Genomic DNA, 18,705 nt, shown 5'->3' on the forward strand with positions numbered 1-18,705 from the left:
GCGACCCTGTGCCGGGCGGGACGGCGCATGAAAGTTAATACAATTGACTACATGCAAGCCACCCACGACCTCGCCCTCACGGTCCAGCAACGCGCCGATGGCCAGTACATCTGGATGATGATGGCCGCCTCCGAGCCGGTCCCCGGCTCCGACGCGCTGTACTACCGCCCCGCCTGCACCGCGGCCGTGGCACAACCCACTTACTCCAGCGCCTTTTCCCTTGGCGTGGCCGAGCTCATGCGCGTGGCCGCTGCCGGTTCTGCTGCGGCCAACTGAGCATCGCCCCAGCCTCCGCCGATCGCGCGGATCAGGCCCACGGTCGCCTGGTACTGCGACGCCCTCACCTGCAGCGCCTGGCGGCGGTTGCGCAGCTCGCTGCGGCGGGCGTCCAACAGGTCGAGCTGGCTCACGTAGCCGTTGCGGTAGCGGGTGTCCGACAACGCCGTGGCCCGCGCCGCCGAACTCACCGCCCGCGCCTGCACCGCCGCCTGTTCATCGAGCAGCCGCAGCGATGCGAGCTGGTCTTCGACCTCGCGGAAGGCCACCAGCACCTGCGACCGATACGTGGCCAGCGCGCCGTCGAGCTGGGCCGAGGCGCTCTGCACGCCGGCTTCGCGCCGCCCGCCGTCGAGGATGGGCAGCGACAGCAGCGCGCCGATGCCCCATGAGCGGGCCGACCACTTGAACAGGTCGCCCAGGTCCGACGACGCATAGCCGCCGCCGCCGGTCAGCGAGATGCTCGGGAACCAGGCCGTCTGCGCCACGCCGACGCGGGCCTGCGCGGCCATTACCGTCTTCTGCGCGGCCAGCACGTCGGGCCGGCGCTCGAGCACGGTCGACGGCAAGCCGGCGGGGATGCGCGGCAGCGCCGTGCGCCATGCCTCGCGCGTCAGGCTGAACTGCGAGGCGGTCTCGCCCAACAGCACGGCCAGCGCGTGTTCCGCGAGCGCGCGCTGCCGGTCGAGCGCCAGTGCGTCGGATTCGGTCGAAGCCAGCTCGGTCTGCACGCGCGCCACGTCGAGCTCGGCCAGGTCGCCGGCGCGTTCGCGCCGCTCGGTCAGGCGCAGCGTGTCGCGGTAGGCCTCGACGGTGTCGCGCATCAGCGTGCGCTCGTCGTCGAGCGCGCGCAGCGCCAGGTAGTTCTGCGCGACCTCGGCCTGCACCAGCAGCCGGGCGCTCTGCAGCGATGCGGCGCTGCCTTGTGCATCGAGCAGCGCAGCATTGCTGGCACCTGACAGGCGGCCGAACAGGTCGAGTTCGTACGACACGCTGGCGCCGCCGTTCAACAGCGTCGACGGCCGGTTGCTCTGGTTGCGGTCCAGGCCCTGCGCCCGGCTGGCCCCGCCACCCAGGCCGAGTTGCAACGAGCGGTCCGAGTCGACGCTGCGCGCCAGCGCGCGCGCTTCGGCCAGCCGCGCGGCGGCCTGCTGGATGCTGGTGTTGTTGACGGCCGCACGCGCCACCAGGTCGTCGAGCACGGGGTCGTTGAAGGCGCGCCACCAGTCGCCGGCCGGCTGCACGGGCGCCGTGCCGGTCTGCGCCGTCGGCGCTTCCTTGAACTGTGCCGGGGCGGCCACCGTGGCCGGCAGCTCGCCGACCGAGGCGCAGCCAGCGAGCACCAGCGCGGCGGCCAGCGGCGTGAGCCAGCGAGCGAGAGAGGATGAAAAGCTAGTCATGAGGAAAGGCTCCTGCGTCGGGCGTCGTGCGCCGTTCATTCGATCGGGTGGCGGGGTGCCGCGGGGTGCGGATGCAGCGGGGCGCCGCCGCCGGCGCCATGCGCCGCCGAGAGGTCACCGGCCGGGGCAAACGCCTCGACGTCGTGCGGCACCTCGCCGTGCTGCTTGAGCGGGCGGTTGCCAGTCAACCGGCGCAGCAGCACGTAGAACACCGGCGTCAGGAACAGGCCGAAGGCCGTCACGCCGATCATCCCGGCGAACACCGCCACGCCCATCGCCTTGCGCATCTCGGAGCCGGCACCGGTCGACAGCACCAGGGGCAGCACGCCCATCACGAAGGCCAGCGAGGTCATCAGGATGGGGCGCAGCCGCAGGCGGCTGGCCTCGATGGCGGCCTGGATCGGCGTTCGGCCGGCGAATTCGAGCTCGCGTGCGAACTCCACGATCAGGATCGCGTTCTTCGCACTCAGCCCCACCAGCACGATCAGCCCGATCTGCGTGAAGACGTTGTTGTCACCCCCCGAGATCCAGACGCCGGTCATGGCGGCGAGCAGGCCCATCGGCACGATCAGGATGATCGCGATCGGCAGCGTCAGGCTTTCGTACTGCGCGGCGAGCACCAGGAACACCAGCAGCAGCGCCAGCGGGAAGACGAGGAAGGCGGAATTGCCGGCCAGGATTTCCTGGTACGTCAGCTCGGTCCACTCGAAGCCGATGCCCTGCGGCAGCGTTTCGGCGGCGATGCGCTGGATCGCGTCCTGCGCCTGGCCCGACGAGTAGCCCGGTGCCGGGCCACCGTTGATGTCGGCGGCGAGGTAGCCGTTGTAGCGCATCGCGCGCTCCGGGCCGAAGCTCGAATTGACCTTCATCAGCGCCGACAGCGGCACCATCTCGCCGGTGGTCGAGCGCACCTTCAGAAGGCCCACGTCTTCGGCACGGGCGCGGTACGGCGCGTCGGCCTGCACGCGCACGCTGTACGTGCGTCCGAACTTGTTGAAGTCGTTCGCATACAGGCTGCCGAGGTAGATCTGCATCGTGTCGAAGATGTCGGTCACCGGCACGCCGAGCTGGCGCGCCTTGGTGCGGTCGATGTCGGCATAGAGCTGCGGCACGTTGACCTGCCAGCTGGTGAACATGCCGGCCAGTTCGGGCGCCTGCTGCGCCTTGGCCATGAAGGCCTTCACCGCCGCGTCCATCTGGTCGTAACCGAGCGAGGCGCGGTCTTCCAGCTGCAGCTTGAAGCCGCCCGTGGTGCCCAGGCCCGCCACCGGCGGCGGCGGGAACATCGCGATGAAGGCGTCCTGGATGCCGGCGAAGGCCCCGTTGAGCTGCCCCGCCACCGCGCCGCCGCTCTGGTCGGCACGCTCGCGCTCCGCGAAGGGCTTGAGCGTGGCGAAGACGATGCCCGAGTTGGAGCTGTTGGTGAAGCCGTTGATCGACAGGCCCGGGAAGGCGATGGCGTCCTCGATGTTCGGGTTCTTCTTCATGATCTCGCCCATGCGATGGATCACGTCCTCGGTGCGGTCGAGCGTCGCACCGTCGGGCAACTGCGCGAAGCCGATCAGGTACTGCTTGTCCTGGGCCGGCACGAAGCCGCTGGGCACGGCCTTGAAGAGGCCGAAGGTCACGCCGATCAGCGCGAGGTAGATCACCATCATCAGCGCCTTGCGGCCGATGACGTTCTTCACGCCGCCGCTGTACGCCTCCGACCCGCGGTGGAACAGCCGGTTGAAGCCGCGGAACAGCCAGCCGAGGTACTTGTCCATGAAGCGCGTCAGCGCATCCTTGGGCTGGTCGTGGCCGCGCAGCAGCAAGGCGGCGAGCGCGGGCGACAGCGTGAGCGAATTGATCGCCGAGATCACCGTCGAGATCGCGATGGTCACCGCGAACTGCTTGTAGAACTGCCCGGTCAGGCCGCTGATGAAGGCCAGCGGCACGAACACGGCGACCAGCACCAGCGCGATGGCGATGATGGGCCCCGACACCTCGCGCATGGCGCGGTAGGTGGCGTCGCGCGGACTCAGGCCCGCCTCGATGTTGCGCTCGACGTTCTCCACCACCACGATGGCGTCGTCCACCACGATGCCGATGGCCAGCACCAGCCCGAACAGGCTCAGCGCATTGATCGAGAAGCCCAGGATGTGCAGCACGGCGAAGGTCCCGATGACCGACACCGGCACGGCCAAGAGCGGAATGATCGACGCGCGCCAGGTCTGCAGGAACAGGATCACCACCAGCACCACGAGCACGATGGCCTCGAGCAGCGTGTGCACCACCGATTCGATGGACGCACGCACGAACTGCGTCGGGTCGTAGGCGATGCGGTACTCCACGCCTTCGGGCATGTTCTTGGCCAACTCGTCCATGGTGGCGCGCACGTTGCTCGAAATGTCGAGCGCGTTCGAGCCCGGCGACTGGAACACGCCCATGCCGACGGCCGGGTCGTTGTTCAGCAGCGAGCGCAGCGAATAGTCGGCGGCGCCCATCTCGAGGCGGCCGATGTCGCGCAACCGGGTCACGGCACCGTCGGTGCCGGTCTTCACGATGATGTCGCCGAACTCTTCCTCGCTCTGCAGGCGACCCTGTGCGTTGATCGACAGCTGCATGTCCACGCCGGGCAGGCCGGGCGACGCGCCGACCACGCCGGCCGCCGCCTGGATGTTCTGGCCGCGGATGGCCGCCACCACGTCGCTGGCCGACAGGCCGCGCTGCGCCACCTTCTGCGGATCGAGCCAGACGCGCATCGCGTAGTCGCCGCCGCCGAAGATCTGCACCTGGCCCACGCCGCCGATGCGCGCCAGCCGGTCCTTCACATTGAGCACCGCGTAATTGCGCAGGTAGTTGATGTCGTAGCGGTTGTTCGGCGACACCATGTGCACGACCATCGTCAGGTCGGGCGCGCTCTTGATGGTCGTGATGCCGAGCCGGCGTACTTCTTCAGGCAGGCGCGGTTCGGCCTGCGAGACGCGGTTCTGCACCAGCTGCTGGGCCTTGTCCGGGTCGGTGCCCAGACGGAAGGTCACGGTCAGCGTCATCACGCCGTCGGTGGTCGCCTGGCTGCCCATGTAGAGCATGCCTTCGACCCCGTTGATCTGCTCCTCGATCGGCGTGGCCACCGTCTCGGCGATCACCTTGGGGTTGGCGCCCGGGTACTGGGCGCGGACCACGACCTGGGGCGGCGCGACTTCAGGGTATTCGGAGATCGGCAGCGCCCGCATGGCGATCAGGCCCGCGATGAGGATCAGCACCGACAGCACGCCGGCGAAGATCGGCCGGTCGATGAAGAATTTCGAGAGATTCATGGTGTTCTTTCAGAGCAGCGGCAGGGGCAAAATGCCTGGGCTCAATTCGTCGCAGCGACCTGGGTGGCGCCGGCCTGGGCCTTGGCCTGCGCCGCGTCCATCGGCACCACCGTCGGCGCGACCAGCGCGCCAGGGCGCACGTGCTGCAGGCCGTTGACGACCACGCGCTCACCCGGCTTCAGGCCCTGGGTGACCACGCGCAGGCCGTTGGCCGGCGCGCCCAGCACGACTTCGCGGTACTCGGTCTTGTTCTCGCCGTTCACGACCATCACGAACTTCTTGTTCTGGTCGGTGCCGACGGCGCGTTCGTTCACCAGCACCACGCGGCTGGTGTGGGCCTGGCCCATGCGGATGCGGGCGAACTGGCCGGGGATGAGCGAACCGTCGGGGTTGTCGAAGGCGGCGCGCACGCGCACCGTGCCGCTGCGGGCATCGACCTGGTTGTCGATCAGCTGCAGCTTGCCCGCGAAGGGCGTGCCTTCCGATGCAGCCGTGCCCATCTGCACCGGGATCTGCTCGATCGGCCGGCGCGCGCTCGGCCCACCGCTCGCCATGTCCTTGAGCGCCTTGCCCACGGTCTGCTCGTCGGCGTCGAAGCTCGCGTAGATCGGGCTGACCGACACCAGCGTGGTCAGCACCGGCGCGCCGGGGCCGGCGGCCACCAGGTTGCCGACCGTGACCTCGATGCGGCCGATGCGGCCCGACAGCGGCGCCCTCACCTGCGTGTAACCCAGGTTCAGGCGCGCGCTCTGCAGCGACGCCTGGGCAGCGCGCAGGCTGGCTTCGGCCTCGCGGCCGGCGTTGGTGCGTTCGTCCAGCTCGCGCTGGGCGATGGCGCGCTCGTCCCACAGGCGCTTGGCGCGTTCCTGCTCGCTGCGGCTGAAGGCGGCGCGGGCCTGGGCCGACGCCACCTGCGCTTCGGCCCGGTCGACCTCGGCCGCGTACGGCGCCGGGTCGATGGTGATCAGCAGGTCGCCCTTCTTCACCAGCGAGCCTTCACGGAAATGCACCGACTGCACCGCACCGGCGACCCGGGAACGGACATCGACACGCTCGACCGCCTCGAGCCGGCCCGAGAACTCGTCCCAGGCGGTGATCTCGGTCTGCGCGACGGCAGCGACCGACACCGGCGTCGCGCGGGGCGCGGCGGCGGCGGGTGTGTTCGCTTCGGCCTCGAGCGGGCGCAGGCCGAAGATCGCCGAGACGATGGCGGCGACCGCGGTCAGCGCCGTCACGGTGGGCCAGAGGCCGCGGCGGGCGTTGGCGACGAGCGGGTTGGCGGGTTGCTTGTTCATGATGGTTTCCGTCCTCAAGTTGATTTTTCGAAAGCAAAGGTCCACCCGGCGCGTGGCGCCGGGCGACAAAAGTCCAGGCCGCCGGGCGTCCGGCTGCCGAATTCAGAAAGGTGGGGGATGCCGGCGGCCTGTCTCCGAGGCCCGCCGGCCGGCGCCTAGTGCGGCGGTGGCGTGCGCGTGCTCTCGAAGAACTCGCGGAAACGCTGCGTCACCAGCGGTGCGCACGGACAGTCGATACAGGTGGCCGGATCGGCCAGCGCCTCGGGCCAGCCCCGGGCGGCGTCGAGCACTTCGCTGCGCACCGGGATGCCGGCCTCTTCGAGCCGCTTGGCGTAGCGCACGGCCTCATCGCGCATCGGGTCGTTCTGGCCGGTCAGGACCAGCGTGGGCGCCAAGTCGGCCAGGCGGCGCGACGAGCCCGGCACCGCGTAAGGATGCTCGGCATCGCGCGGGCAGCGCAGGTACTTCTGCCAGCCCTCGCTGTACTTGCAGTCGGTGGCGTCGCCGGTCGCCTGGCGCAGCGACGCGGTACCGGCGCACGGGTCGAGCATCGGCGACAGCAGGATCTGGCCGGCCAGGGGTGGGTGGGCCCGGTCACGCGCGATCAGCGCCAGCGACGCGGCCAGGTTGCCACCGGCTTCTTCGCCGGCCAGGTAGACGCGTGCGCCCTTCCCGCCCAGCTTGGTCCGCTGCTTGTAGAGCCACTCGAGCGCCTCGTAGCCGACTTCGATCGCGTCCGGGAACGGGTGCAGCGGCGCCAGCGGATAGGCCATCGACACCACCGTGGCACCGGCCTGCACCAGCATGCGCGCCACGGCCCGGCCGTCGTCGAGGTCGCCATCGGAGAAATTGCCGCCGTGGAAGTGCAGCACCAGGGGCCGGTCGGTCGGCACGCCCCGGCCAGTGCGCACGCCGTAGGTGCGGGCGGCCACGGGTTCGCGCTTGGGCAACAGGATCGTGATGTCGTTCTCGGCCGCAGCCGGCAACGCGGCAAGGCCGGAAGGCTCGGTGGCAGAAGGCGCGGGGCGGGTGGACATGGTGAACCTGTGGGCGGTCGGGTGGATGAACGATGGATGAAATGTACGGGCGCCTGGCGCCGCCGAAAGAGGGACTTTGCCATCTCACCGTTTCCCCACGACGAACAATCGGCGCCGTGCGTGCGTGTGAGAATCCGCCGACGCAGCGACGGGCTGCGGCAGCCAGCGGCCACAAGCCGACCAAAGAGCAGGAACAACCGGATGGATCAGATCCAGGCAATGAGGGTCTTCGCCCGCGTGGTGGAGACGGGCAGCTTCACGCGTGCGGCCGATTCGCTGGCCCTGCCCAAGGGCACGGTCACCAAGCAGATCCAGGCGCTGGAGGCGCGCGTGCGCGTCAAGCTGCTCAACCGCACCACGCGCCGCGTGACCGTGACGCCCGACGGCGCTGCCTATTACGAGCGGGCCTCGCGCCTGCTCACCGAACTGGACGACCTGGACGCCAGCATGACCAACGCCCAGGCCAACCCGTCGGGGCGATTGCGCATCGACGTCGGCTCGTCGACAGCCACCCTGCTGCTGATTCCAGCCATCGAAAGCTTCTACGAGCGCTTTCCGGACATCCAGCTCGACATGGGCGTGTCGGACCGGATCGTCGACCTGATCGCCGACAACGTCGACTGCGTGATCCGCGTGGGCGAAATCAGCGACCAGTCGCTGGTGGCGCGACGCATCGGCTACCTGCCCTTCATCAACGTCGCCTCACCCGGCTACATCCGGCGCCACGGCGTACCCCAGCATCCGCACGACCTGGAGCGGAGCCACCGCGTGGTGAATCATTTCTCAGGCAACACGCGGCGCATGTACCCGCTGGAATTCAACAAGGACGGCGAACACATCGAGCCCGATGCGCCGTACCGCCTGGCGGTCAACGAGAACAACGCGCATACCATGGCGGTCGTCGCCGGGCTGGGTGCCTCGCAGATGGTGACCTTCATCGCCCAGCCCTACCTGGACCGCGGCGAGCTGGTCCAGATCCTGCCGGACTGGACACGCGAGCCGTTGCCCATCTACGTGGTGTACCCGCCCAACCGGCACCTCAGCGCCAAGGTGCGGGCCTTCGTCGACTGGGCGGCCGAGCTGTTCGGCAAGCACCCGCAGCTGCAAAAGAGCTGACGCCGCGCCCTGCGGCAACTATTTCCCCGCTGCACCCTCAACTTTGGCCGGTGGATGCCGTTATCGATGGTGGGTCCACATTCCCGCACACCATGCAGAACCACTCCAGCGGCCAGGCCGACGCGTCGAGCCAGGCGCACCCCTCGCCCAGCGAGCACGACGACGAATTCGGTCACAGCGATCCGATCGTGATCGGTGCGCGGCTGCGCAGCCTCGTCACGGGCGGCGACTTCCTCACCATCCAGTCCGCCAACGGCCAACTGGTGACGCAGCTGCTCGACGTGGATGCGCGCGCGCGCACCTTCACCGTCGACTGGGGTGCGTCGACCCGGCAGAACCAGGGCCTGCTCGCCGCACAACGCTGCCAGTTCAGCGCCCAGCCCGAAGGCGTGCGTGTCGAGTTCGCCACCGCCGCGCCACGCGAAACCCGCTATGAAGGGTTGCCCGCCTTCGAGGTCGACTTCCCCGAGGTGCTGTACTACCTGCAGCGCCGCGAACACTTCCGCGTCGGCACGCCGGTGCAGCACGCCTACACCTGCACGGCGTCGGTGCCCGACGGCGGCGCGTTCCGCTTCGAGGTGCACGACCTGTCGCTCGGCGGTGTCGGCATCCGCACCACGGACCCGCGCGTGGCCGACTGGTCGATCGGCACCGCCCTGCAGAACTGCGAACTGGCGCTCGGCACCTTCGGCCGACTGTCGATCGACCTGGCACTCGTGTCGCACCGCCCGACCGTCCTGCCGAACGGCGGCCGACGCCATCTGCTGGGCTTTCGCTTTCGGACCCTGCCGGGCAACGTCGAAGGCAAGTTGCAGCGCCTCATCACGCAGCTCGAACTGAAGGGCAACGCGCTGGGGCGCTGACGCCGTGCGTTGCACGGCAGATCGCAAGTCGTCGGCATTCGCCGACACGCAAGGGCGGGTTGCCCTGCCGCACACCGCGGTACGGGCACGCCATGGTCCGTTCTTCATCCAGGAGAACCGCATGAGCACCCCACCGAAGCCCGCCCAGCCCGATCACCGCGAAGAACCCGAGATCACCCAGGAGGAGTCCGTGCCCACCGACGGTAAGGACGTCGAGGGCGAAGAAATGATGAAGCAGGTGCGCAACAGAAAACTGAAAGAGCAACCCGGCGAAGAGTCCGCCGAGGACTGATCTCTTACTTCAGCTTGTCCTTGACCATATCCAGCGCAGCGACGGCACATTCCGCATCGGTCGCGCCGGACGGCGCACCGCCGACACCAACCGCGCCGATCACCACGTCGCCGGCACGGATCGGCACACCGCCGGCCAGCAGCAGGAAGCCGGGGATGTCGTTGAGGAACTGCGCGCCCGGGTTCTTCTGGGCGTTCTCGCCCAGGTTGGCCGTGGGCGCGCGGGTCGACACCGACGTGTAGGCCTTGGCGCGGCTCGCGTCGATGGTGTGCGGGCCGGCGTTGTCGGCGCGCAGCACGGCGCGCACGAGGCCGGCGCGGTCGACCACGGTGGCCGTCACGTTGACGTTCTTCTGCGTGCAGGCTGCAACGGCGGCCTGAGCGATCTCCTGCGCGAGCGCCATCGAGAGGTTGCGTTCCTGCAGGACCTGGGCCTGGCCCAGCAGCGGTGCGGCGGCCAATGCGGCAGCGATGAGAAGGCGGGATGTGTTCATGGCGATGACTCCGTGTCTTTGCGTGTCTTGGAAAGCCGGACATCCGGCTCAGCAGGGAGTCTCGTTTCCGGCGCGCCGCGCGAACAGCCGGAGCGCTACCCGCCGGGCTGGGTAGTTCTACCCACCCGGCCCACACCTCGGGCGACGCGTCAGCTCGTCGACAGCACGACCCGGACCATCTCGGCCACCGAGCCGGTGCCGAGCTTGAAGGCGATGCCGGCGCGATGCTTCTCGACCGTGCGCGGCGACAGGTCCAGCCGCCGCGCGATCTCCTTGGTCGAAAGCCCGTCGGCCACCAGACGGATGATTTCGCGCTCGCGGGCGCTGAGCTGGTCGAGCCGCTCGTGGGCCTGGCTGCGCTCGGCCTGCAGCGCGGCCGTTTCGTCGAGCCGGGCCATGCCGGCCTGCACCGCCTCGAGCAGCGCCTGCTCGTCGACCGGCTTGGTGAGGAAGTCGACCGCGCCGCCGCGGAAGGCACGGCGGCACACCGACACGTCGCCATGCCCGGTGATGATGACCACCGGCAACGGCAGGGGGTCGGCCTGCAGCCGCTCCAGCAACTGCAATCCCGAGAGTCCCGCCATGCGCACATCGGCCACCACGCATCCCGGCGCCCCGGCCGGCTCGCGCGCCAGGAAGGCCGCGGCGCCGTCGAAGGCCTGCACCTGGTAGCCCAGCGTGCGCAGCAGCAGCGCCAGCGCCTCGCGCACGTCGGCGTCGTCGTCGATGAGAAAGACCGGGTGCGCCATCACACGCCCGCTGCCGCCGGCGCGCTGCGCAGGTGCACGATGAATTCGCTGCCCCCGCCCGGCACGCTGCGCACCTCGATGCGCCCGCCAAGCGTCTCGACCAGCCGCTCGCACAAGGACAGGCCCAGGCCCATGCCGCCGGGCTTGGTCGTGAAAAAGGGCTCGAACAGTCGACCCAGCTGCTCGCTGCCGATGCCCGGCCCGTTGTCGCGCACCGCGACCTGCACCGTGTCGCCGCTGCCGGCACCTCGCGTGGCGATGACGATGCGCGCGCCTTCGGCCGCACGGACCGCCCCGCCCTGCAACGCCTCGGCCGCGTTGCGCACCAGGTTGTGCAGCACCTGCTCGATGGCGATCGCGTCGATGCGCACCACGGGCGCCTGCGTGTCGAGCGCCAGTTCCAGGGCGATGCCGCGCGCCTGCAGATCGGCGCGTGCCAGGTCGGCCACGCCGCCGACCAGCGGGTTGAGCGCTGCGGAGGTCACCACCGGGTCGCGCTGGCTGACGTAGGAGCGGATGCGATCGAGGATCTCGCCCGACCGCCGCGCCAGCCGCACGTTGGCCTGCAGGATCGGCACCATCGCGGACGCGTCGGCGCCCTGCTCGATCAGCCGCAGGCCCGCCTGGCTCTGGCTGAGCATGGCGGTCAGCGGCTGGGTCAGTTCGTGCGCGATGCCCGAGGCCATCTCGCCCAGGCCGTTGACGCGCATCGCATGCGCGAGGCGCAGTTCCCGCGCCTGCAGCACGGCTTCGCGGCGCGCCCGACGCACGCGCTGCACGCTACCCTGCAGCCACAGCAAAGCGGCCGCGCCGGCGGCCAGCAGCAGCAGCCAGCCGGCGGGCAGCAGTTCGGCGCGGCTCGGGTGACGCGTCACCACCAACTGCAGCGGCTGGCTCGTGCTCGGCAGGGCCTGCTCGAAGCGCAGCGTTCGCGGCCACGAGACCAGGCGGCGTTCCTCGGGCGGCGGCACCCGGCCCAAAGCCGTGCCGCGCGCATCGGTGAGCCACATCCGCGTGCCGGCTTCGACGGCACCGTCGGGTTCGAGAAGCCGGGCCGCGTCGATCACCAGCACCAGGGCCGAAGGCGGCGCCGTCCCCATGCGCTTGACCAGCGCGTAGCCCGGGCCCGCAGGCGCCTCGAGCATCGCGGCCCGGCCCGCGGCCAGGGCGGCGGCGCGCTGCTGCACCTCTGCCAGCGCGAACGGTGCGGCGGCGGTGCGGGTGCGGGTCGACGCCAGCACCTCGACCGCAGGCGCGATGCGGACGAGGTCGATCGAGGCGATGCGCGGGTAGAAGTTCTGCACCGCGGCGGCGACGGCGAGAAAGCTCACATGTGCGGGATCGTCGAGCTGGGCGATCGCCGCCAGGCTGGTGAGGTGCGCGTCGTGCTGGCCGATGCGCTGCGCGATGGTGCGATGCAGGGTGCGCGCCTCGTCGGCGAAACGCGCCTCCAGCTGCGCGTAGCGCCACGCCGCCAGCAGCGCGACGCCGACCAGCAGCAGCCCGAGCCAGAGTGCCACACGGCGCCCCGCCGGCCAGCCCCATGTCGCCGTCGACCCGGCATGACTGCGCGAGGGAAAGGACGGGGGTCGGGTGTCGGAAAGGGCCATGACTGGGCTGCGGATGGTACGCAAGCCCGCTGGCGGTGTCGACCGCCCGCCGTTCAGCGCCCGCCCGACGCCCGCACGGCGGCGTGCAACGCGTCTTGCGACGCCGGCGGCAGCACCGCCAGCCGCAGCGCCTCGGGCAGGCCGAAGGACGCCGCCTCGCGCACCTTGACACCGTGCCCGCGCACGGCGGCGGCCAGCGCCGCCAGCGCCGTCACGTTCGGTCGCACGCAGAAGAAGTTGGCCACGCTCGGCAGGCAGGCCCAGCCCAGCGATTCGCAGATCGAGATCTGCCGCGCCTTCCATTCGGCCAGCGTTGCCCGCGAAGCGGCCAGCCGGGCTTGTGCGTCCGGCGAGGTCCAGGCAGCCAGCAACGCCACGCCGTGGCTGCCGACCGGCCACGAGGGCGCGCGCTGCGCGACCGCCTCGAGCAGGTCCCGGTCGGCCCGCGGCGCGATGGCATAGGCCCCACGGATGCCGGTCAGGCCCAAGGCCTTGTTCGGGGTGACGAGTTGCCAGACCCGATCGCGCTGCGCGGCCGTGAGCGCCAGGGCGCCGTCCAGGCGCAGCGGCTCGTACGCCAGGTCGAGCACGCAAGTGTCGCCGTCGGGCAGGTGCTCGATGTGCGCGCCGAGCGCCGGCTCCGCCTGGCCCAGCGGGCTCGACGGATCGCAGGTCCAGTGCAGCGAAGGCGCCGGCGCATCCGGCCGCTCGCCCGCGCGGCGCGCCACCGCCGTCAGCCCCACGGCCCGCGCCGCGCGACGGTAGTCGCCATAGCTGTGCGGCGGCAGCGCGACGTAGCGCCCACCACGCGCCGCGAACGCGGACGTGATCCGAAAGATGAACTCGCTGGCGCTCGCGGCGACGACGATGCGCGCCGCCTCGACCCCATGAAAGCGGGCCAGCGCATCACGCAGCAGCGTGTAGTGCGGGTCGGGGTAATGCGCCGCATCCACGGCTTGCAGCGCGGCGAGCGCCACCGGGCACGGCCCGCAGCCATTGCCGTTGGTCGAGAAGTCGTGCGCCGGGATGCCGTCGGCATCGGGCCCGCCGTGCACCATGCCGGCTGCGGTGCGCGCGGAAGGAAAAGCCATCACGGCCCGAGCATACGCAGAAGCCGTCACACGATCGCGAGCCAGGGCGACAGCAACGCCCCCACCGCCGCGGCCAAGCCAACGGCCAGCACCACGCGGCCGCCCGCGCTCGCGGCGCGCCGCACGTCCCCCGGCGCCGGCGAGCCACCCGCACCATGCAGCGTGTACACCCCAGGCTTGCGCAGACACAGCCCGAGCCGAAGGGCCATGGCGGCCATCGGCCAGCCGCTGTTGGGCGACGGTGTGTGCCTGGCCTCGCGCTGCAGAGCCCGCCAGCGCACGCGCCGTGCGGCGGAGCCCAGCGGCACGCCCGCCAGCAGCCCCGCAGTGAGCCGTGCCGGCACCCAGGACAGGCCGTCATCGGCCCGCGCGGCCCACTTGCCGGCCCATTCCCAGACCCGCCCGCCGCGTTCGCCGCGGTAGCCCCACATCGCGTCGGCCGTGTTGGCATAGCGGTAGAGCGCCGCACCGGGCAGGCCCAGCAGCAGGAACCAGAACAGCGGTGCGATCACCGAGTCGTTGAGGTTCTCCGCCAGCGACTCGATCGCACTCTCGCGGACTTCGGCTTCGCTCAGCGACCCGACGTCGCGGCTGACGAGTCGGGCGAGTTGCGCACGGCCGGCATCGAGTGAGAGGCCCAGCGCCGCGTCGACCGCCAGCACTTCATCGCGCAGCATGCGCCAGGCCAGCAACGGCTTGAGCAGCAGGCCCAGCAGCGGGGCCGCCGCCCATGCCGGCAGCCCTGACAGCGCCGATTGCAGCAGCACGGCCAGTGCGACCACCCCACAGGCACCCAGGGACCAGCCGATCGCGCCGCGCAAGAACGGACCACCGCGCCCGCCGGCCGCAACGCTGCCGACGGCCGGTGCGGCCCAGCGACCTGCCCACGCCAGCCAGCGGCCCATCCACACCACCGGATGCCAGCGGGCGGATGGCTCACCCCACGCACGGTCGACCAGCAGCGCGATGCACAGGGCCACGGCGAGGGTGGTGAGCGCGGGTCCGTTCATGAGCATGGGCATCCTGGGCCTCAGGCGGCGGTGGAGCGGGCCGCCGCGCGGGCGCGCCCGCGCCGCCACTGGGCCACCGCACCGACGGCCAGCACCAGCGCGGCACCGAAGGCCGCCCAAAGGCTCTGCAGGACCGCGGCCGGTGGCGCGGGCGGCCGGTCCGACACCGGCTCCAGCTTCAGGCCTTGCACCCGGGCGCCGTCGGCCGGCCGCTCGGGGGCCGCGTCGGCCAACGTCGGCTTGGCGGGCCGCTGCACCTCGACCGGCGCCGGCGCGGGTTGGCGCAGGGGGCGTGGGGCCGCGGCTGCCGGCTGGCCCGGCGCCGCCGTGGCCTGCGCTGCGGCAAAACGCGCCACCGCGCTGTTTCGCTCCGCGAGCCCGGTCGCCTTGAGCGCCTGCTGGTACGCCTGCACCAGCTCGCCCCGGGTCGCGGCATCGGGCTGCCAATAGCCCAGGCGCACCGCATCGAGCATGCGTTCGAGCGTCTGTGCGAAGGCGCTGCGGTTGTCCCGCTTCAGCCATTCGCGGGTGCCGAGCCGGTAGCGGTCGCGCACGTAGACCTCGTGCAGCGACTGCCAGTGGTCCTGCCGAACCGCCTGGGGCGCCGTGGCCTGCCAGCCCCAGAGGAACTGGGCGGTCTTGAGCACCTGCAGCGTGCCGCTGTAGCCCTCGGCCTGCTGCGCGACGATCCACTGCGGATGCAGGTAGCGGCTCTGCATCTCCTTGGCGATGGCGGTGTCGGCGCTGTCGGTGCGCACCTCGCTGCCGTCGCGCAGGTTCTGCACATACAGCGCCGGGTCGCGGCCGGTGAGCTGGCGCACCGCCAGCGCGATGCCGCCCAGGTACTGGAACGGGTCGTCGCTGGTGAGCATGCCGTAGGTGTTCGAGGTGCGCGACAGCAGCGCCGCGTCGACCTGCGCGAGGTTGGCGGCGTAGGCGGAGCGGCGGCCCGCCGACGGCACGTCGTCGCTGCTGCCGCCGCTGCCGTCGCTCCACGCGTGGCCCATGCGGTCGATGTAGAGCTGCGCCATCTGCGCGTCGCCGCCGGCCCGGCCCTGGCGTTGCCACGCCTCGGTGGCGAGCGTGGCCTCGGCCAGGCCGCTGCCGTAGCTGCCCTGCTCGTTCGAAAACACGCGCGCGGTCGACCAGCGCTGTGCCTGCGCCTCGGACGCGCCGTCGGCCACCATGCGGCGTGCCAGCGCGGCGCTGTTGCGCGCGACGAGGTTGCCGGCCTCGGGCAGCGCGGCGACCTGACGCACGGCGGTGTCGATCCAGCGCATCACGTTCGGGAACTGGTCGCGGTAGGAGCCGGTGACGCTCACCAGCACGTCCAGCCGCGGGCGCTTGAGCGTGTCGGGAGGCAGCAGGTCGACGCCGACCACGCGGCCGTTCTCGTCCCAGCGCGGCTTCACGCCCATCGCATAGAGCGCCTGGCTTTCCATCACGCCCTGGTGGCGCATCGTCTCGCCGGCCCAGAGGGTGAAGGCGATCTTCTCCGGCGCCTGGCCGCCGTGCGTGCGCCGGTGCTCGGCGATCCAGGCGTCCATGGCGGCGACGGCGGTGTCCCAGGCTTCGCGCGTCGGCACCCGGCCGGGATCGAAGCCGTACAGGTTGCGCCCGGTCGGCAGGCTGTCGGGGTTGCGCACCGGGTCGCCGCCGTAGCTCGACGCGAGATGCCGGCCGTCGAGCGCGGTGAGGAAGCCCTGGATCTCCTCGTTGCGCGCCAGCACCGCTTCGAGCTTCTGCGCCCGCTCGGCCAGCGCGAACAGCGCCGCGCTGTCGAGCGGCTTGGCTTCGGCGCGGTTCGGGATGGCGCTCGCCACATGCGGCGCTGCCGCATCGAGCGCGCGCAGGTCGAGCGTGCTGGCGGCGCGTGCATCGGTCAGCGCCACCTGCAGCCAGCGCGCCGGGCGCGACTGGGCCAGGTTCTTGGCGTCGAGCAGAAAGACCTCGTCGATGTCCTCGCCCAGCGCCTCGATCAGCGGCTTGCGCAGGATCTGCAGGATGGTGCTGCGGCGGCGCGCGGCATCGGGCACCTCGCCGAAGGCCGCCAGGCCGAGCGGCTGCGCCGTCATCGCGAGCTCGTCGAGGTAGGGGTGCAGCACTTCCATGAAGCCGGCGAAGTTCGCGAGGATCTGCTCCTGCGTCCACTTCAGGTCGCGGTGGTACTGGTGGCCGACGAAGGCCGCCGTCAGCCGCGCTTCGAGTTCGGCCTTGACGGGGCCCGGCGCCACGTTTTCCCAGTCGTGCATCAGCTCGTGCATCTCCTGCACCTGCGGGCGGAAGCCCGCCGGCGAGAACATCGGCGTCGAATGGCTCACCAGCACCGCGCGGCCCCGGCGCTTGGCGGTCACCGCCTCGCCCAGGTTGTCCATGATGTACGGGTAGACGTTGGGCAGCTCGCCCAGCGCGAGCATCGGGTCGTCCTGCATCGACAGGCCGCGCTCCTTGCCCGGCGCCCATTCCAGCGTACCGTGCGTGCCGACGTGCACCACCGCGCTGGCGCCGAAGCGGGTGCGCAGCCAGAGGTAGGTCGCGAGGTAGCTGTGCGACAGGGGCGTGGCCGAGCGGTGGTAGATGGTCTTCGCCTTCTGCGCCGGGTCGTTGCTCGGCTCCTGGCGCGGCGGCTGCGGCAGCACCACCGCCTGGCCGTAGGCCACCCGCGGGATGACGAAGGCCGGCGCGCTGCCGACCGTCCGCAGCATCGTCGAGGCCTCGGGCGGGCCCCAGTGCGCGACGATGCGCTGCTGCGTGGCGGCTGGCAGCGTGCGGAACCAGGCCTGGTAGTCGGCCAGCGGCAGCGCATCGGCCAGGTCCTGGTCGAGCAGCGCCGGCAGCGTGGCCGGCCGGTAGTAGCCAGCCATCGCGGCCTGTACCTTCGGTGTGATGGCGTCGGCCTCCGGCACGTCGTTGCGGTAGCCCGCCTGCTGCATCGCGGCGAGCATGCGGTGCAGGCTCTTGGGCACGTTCAGGAAGGACGCGCCGAAGTTGCCCTCGCCGGCCGGGTAGTTGTAGACCAGCATCGCCACCCGGCGCTCGGCCGGCGGCGTGCGCTGCAACCGGGCCAGCGCGGCGGCCTTGTCGGCCACCGCGGCGATCTGTTCGCCGATCGGCTGCAGCGCGCCGGTGGTCGCATCGCGTGCGGTGATGAGCACCGGGTCGACCATGCCGGCCAGTTCGCTGGGCGTGTAGTAGTAGGCGATGTCGCTCTGCGCGACACCGTCCTTGCTGGCGGCCCACTGCACCGCATCCATCGCGAGCGCGGGCATGGTCTGCAGCACCGGCACGCCGATGCGCTCCAGCTCCGCCTTGCGCTCGCTCGGGTTGAAGACCAGCGCGGCGTTGATCACCAGGTCGGCCACGCGGCGTTCGCCGGCACCGTCCGCGGCATGCGTCGCGCGGAAGAACAGGTCCTTCTGCTGGCGCGGCCCGTAGAAGGCATAGGCCCGCAGGCCGCGGGCCTCGAGCGCGTCGATCAGCGCCTCGACCCAGCCGGTGTCGTCGCTGGTGAAGACGGCGTTGTTGACCGCGATGGCGACGGTCTTCGCACCGGCCGGCACGAGCGTATCGACCGCGGCGACATCGGAGGCGATCTGCGGCCAGCGCGGATGGTAGAAGCCCGCCAGCGGCAGTTGCACCGGCGGCGGCAGGCCGGCGCTGTCGCCGATGCGGCGCAGCGCCTGCATCGCGGTGGCCCGATTGGCGTTGCCGCCGAAGCGCCAGTAGGCCCGCAGCCGCTGTGCCCAGGCGGCATCGACGCCGTGCTCGGCAGCGAGCGGCGCGACAGCCGACGAGGCCTGCTTGGCCACCAGCGCGAATTCGCCCACCACCACGTAGGGCGTGCCGGCGCGCGCCACCGCATCGCCGAAGCGGGCCGCCGTGTTCTGTGCGACGCTGGTGTGCGGCACGTCGACGATCAGCAGCGCCGCGCCTGCCAGCGCCTGGCCCAGCGCCTCGGGCGTGTCGCGCTCGGCCGAGACGGTCTGCAGCGGCACGCCGGCCGCCTGCGCGGCGGCCTCGATGCGGGCCAGGCGCGCAGGCGACACGAGATAAGTGCTGAGCAGCACCACGCGGCCCGGTGCCGATGCGGCGTCCTGTGCCGCGACGGCACCCGCCAGCCCGAGCACGGCCAGGGCGCCCAGGAGCAGATGCCGCCAGAGCCTGCGCATCG

Annotated in this window: 14 protein-coding genes; 4 read left to right on the forward strand and 10 right to left on the reverse strand. The window is 71.2% G+C overall.

What is annotated here, in order from left to right:
- Positions 1–51: 51 nt before the first annotated feature.
- Positions 52–276: a hypothetical protein gene (locus ACSFA0_RS13940; RefSeq protein WP_435450755.1), complete on the forward strand. Its 225-nt coding sequence runs from the start codon at positions 52–54 to the stop codon at positions 274–276.
- On the opposite strand, the gene ACSFA0_RS13945 is transcribed toward ACSFA0_RS13940, so the two are convergent.
- The 4 genes from ACSFA0_RS13945 to ACSFA0_RS13960 all read right to left on the reverse strand — a co-directional run bounded on the left by ACSFA0_RS13945 (position 201) and on the right by ACSFA0_RS13960 (position 7,310).
- Positions 201–1,676, reverse strand: a complete 1,476-nt coding sequence (locus tag ACSFA0_RS13945; protein ID WP_435450756.1) for an efflux transporter outer membrane subunit — start codon at positions 1,674–1,676, stop codon at positions 201–203. The two genes, ACSFA0_RS13940 and ACSFA0_RS13945, sit on opposite strands and share 76 nt — an antisense overlap.
- A 35-nt stretch (positions 1,677–1,711) precedes the next feature.
- Positions 1,712–4,978, reverse strand: coding sequence for an efflux RND transporter permease subunit (locus ACSFA0_RS13950; RefSeq protein ID WP_435450757.1), 3,267 nt, complete (start codon positions 4,976–4,978; stop codon positions 1,712–1,714).
- A 41-nt stretch (positions 4,979–5,019) separates the two neighbouring features.
- The gene (locus ACSFA0_RS13955; protein WP_435450758.1) at positions 5,020–6,273 is read right to left on the reverse strand and encodes an efflux RND transporter periplasmic adaptor subunit; all 1,254 of its coding nucleotides are present in this window, start codon (positions 6,271–6,273) and stop codon (positions 5,020–5,022) included.
- Between the two features lie 155 nt (positions 6,274–6,428).
- Positions 6,429–7,310: an alpha/beta hydrolase gene (locus ACSFA0_RS13960; RefSeq protein WP_435450759.1), complete on the reverse strand. Its 882-nt coding sequence runs from the start codon at positions 7,308–7,310 to the stop codon at positions 6,429–6,431.
- 201 nt (positions 7,311–7,511) lie between these two features.
- Here ACSFA0_RS13960 and ACSFA0_RS13965 point away from each other — a divergent pair, with 201 nt between their 5' ends.
- From ACSFA0_RS13965 to ACSFA0_RS13975, 3 genes are all read left to right on the forward strand, one after another.
- Positions 7,512–8,426 (forward strand): LysR family transcriptional regulator, encoded by a 915-nt coding sequence (locus tag ACSFA0_RS13965; protein ID WP_435450760.1) that lies wholly within the window; start codon positions 7,512–7,514, stop codon positions 8,424–8,426.
- Between the two features lie 92 nt (positions 8,427–8,518).
- Complete coding sequence (locus ACSFA0_RS13970; RefSeq protein WP_435450761.1) at positions 8,519–9,289, forward strand: flagellar brake protein; 771 nt, start codon at positions 8,519–8,521, stop codon at positions 9,287–9,289.
- Positions 9,290–9,410: 121 nt separating this feature from the next.
- Positions 9,411–9,581 (forward strand): hypothetical protein, encoded by a 171-nt coding sequence (locus ACSFA0_RS13975; RefSeq protein WP_435450762.1) that lies wholly within the window; start codon positions 9,411–9,413, stop codon positions 9,579–9,581.
- A gap of 4 nt (positions 9,582–9,585) precedes the next feature.
- Here ACSFA0_RS13975 and ACSFA0_RS13980 read toward each other — a convergent pair whose 3' ends face one another.
- The 6 genes from ACSFA0_RS13980 to cobN form a co-directional block, all read right to left on the reverse strand.
- A complete protein-coding gene (locus tag ACSFA0_RS13980) occupies positions 9,586–10,074 on the reverse strand; it encodes a GlcG/HbpS family heme-binding protein (RefSeq protein WP_435450763.1) in 489 nt (162 codons plus the stop codon).
- A gap of 149 nt (positions 10,075–10,223) precedes the next feature.
- Complete coding sequence (locus ACSFA0_RS13985) at positions 10,224–10,823, reverse strand: response regulator transcription factor (protein ID WP_435450764.1); 600 nt, start codon at positions 10,821–10,823, stop codon at positions 10,224–10,226.
- A complete protein-coding gene (locus ACSFA0_RS13990) occupies positions 10,823–12,343 on the reverse strand; it encodes a sensor histidine kinase (protein WP_435450765.1) in 1,521 nt (506 codons plus the stop codon). Before ACSFA0_RS13990 ends, ACSFA0_RS13985 begins: the two co-directional genes overlap by 1 nt.
- Positions 12,344–12,486: 143 nt before the next feature.
- On the reverse strand, positions 12,487–13,524 hold the full coding sequence (locus tag ACSFA0_RS13995; protein WP_435450766.1) for an aminotransferase class I/II-fold pyridoxal phosphate-dependent enzyme: 1,038 nt from the start codon (positions 13,522–13,524) through the stop codon (positions 12,487–12,489).
- Positions 13,525–13,550: 26 nt separating this feature from the next.
- Positions 13,551–14,546 carry an adenosylcobinamide-phosphate synthase CbiB gene (gene cbiB / locus ACSFA0_RS14000; RefSeq protein ID WP_435450767.1) on the reverse strand — a complete coding sequence of 332 codons (996 nt, stop codon included), beginning with the start codon at positions 14,544–14,546 and terminating at the stop codon, positions 13,551–13,553.
- Positions 14,547–14,554: 8 nt separating this feature from the next.
- Positions 14,555–18,703 carry a cobaltochelatase subunit CobN gene (cobN, locus tag ACSFA0_RS14005; protein ID WP_435450768.1) on the reverse strand — a complete coding sequence of 1,383 codons (4,149 nt, stop codon included), beginning with the start codon at positions 18,701–18,703 and terminating at the stop codon, positions 14,555–14,557.
- Positions 18,704–18,705: the final 2 nt, after the last annotated feature.

The organism is Variovorax restrictus (assembly GCF_051216715.1).
Classification (GTDB): domain Bacteria; phylum Pseudomonadota; class Gammaproteobacteria; order Burkholderiales; family Burkholderiaceae_C; genus Variovorax.

Bases quoted from the DNA above. Each gene is read 5' to 3' on its own strand.
- ACSFA0_RS13975 (WP_435450762.1), top strand. From the start codon at position 9,411: ATGAGCACCCCACCGAAGCCCGCCCAGCCCGATCACCGCGAAGAACCC.
- ACSFA0_RS13940 (WP_435450755.1), top strand. From the start codon at position 52: ATGCAAGCCACCCACGACCTCGCCCTCACGGTCCAGCAACGCGCCGAT.
- ACSFA0_RS13970 (WP_435450761.1), top strand. From the start codon at position 8,519: ATGCAGAACCACTCCAGCGGCCAGGCCGACGCGTCGAGCCAGGCGCAC.
- ACSFA0_RS13965 (WP_435450760.1), top strand. From the start codon at position 7,512: ATGGATCAGATCCAGGCAATGAGGGTCTTCGCCCGCGTGGTGGAGACG.
- ACSFA0_RS13945 (WP_435450756.1), bottom strand. From the start codon at position 1,676: ATGACTAGCTTTTCATCCTCTCTCGCTCGCTGGCTCACGCCGCTGGCC.
- cobN (WP_435450768.1), bottom strand. From the start codon at position 18,703: ATGCGCAGGCTCTGGCGGCATCTGCTCCTGGGCGCCCTGGCCGTGCTC.
- cbiB (WP_435450767.1), bottom strand. From the start codon at position 14,546: ATGCCCATGCTCATGAACGGACCCGCGCTCACCACCCTCGCCGTGGCC.
- ACSFA0_RS13950 (WP_435450757.1), bottom strand. From the start codon at position 4,978: ATGAATCTCTCGAAATTCTTCATCGACCGGCCGATCTTCGCCGGCGTG.
- ACSFA0_RS13980 (WP_435450763.1), bottom strand. From the start codon at position 10,074: ATGAACACATCCCGCCTTCTCATCGCTGCCGCATTGGCCGCCGCACCG.
- ACSFA0_RS13960 (WP_435450759.1), bottom strand. From the start codon at position 7,310: ATGTCCACCCGCCCCGCGCCTTCTGCCACCGAGCCTTCCGGCCTTGCC.
- ACSFA0_RS13985 (WP_435450764.1), bottom strand. From the start codon at position 10,823: ATGGCGCACCCGGTCTTTCTCATCGACGACGACGCCGACGTGCGCGAG.
- ACSFA0_RS13995 (WP_435450766.1), bottom strand. From the start codon at position 13,524: ATGGCTTTTCCTTCCGCGCGCACCGCAGCCGGCATGGTGCACGGCGGG.
- ACSFA0_RS13955 (WP_435450758.1), bottom strand. From the start codon at position 6,273: ATGAACAAGCAACCCGCCAACCCGCTCGTCGCCAACGCCCGCCGCGGC.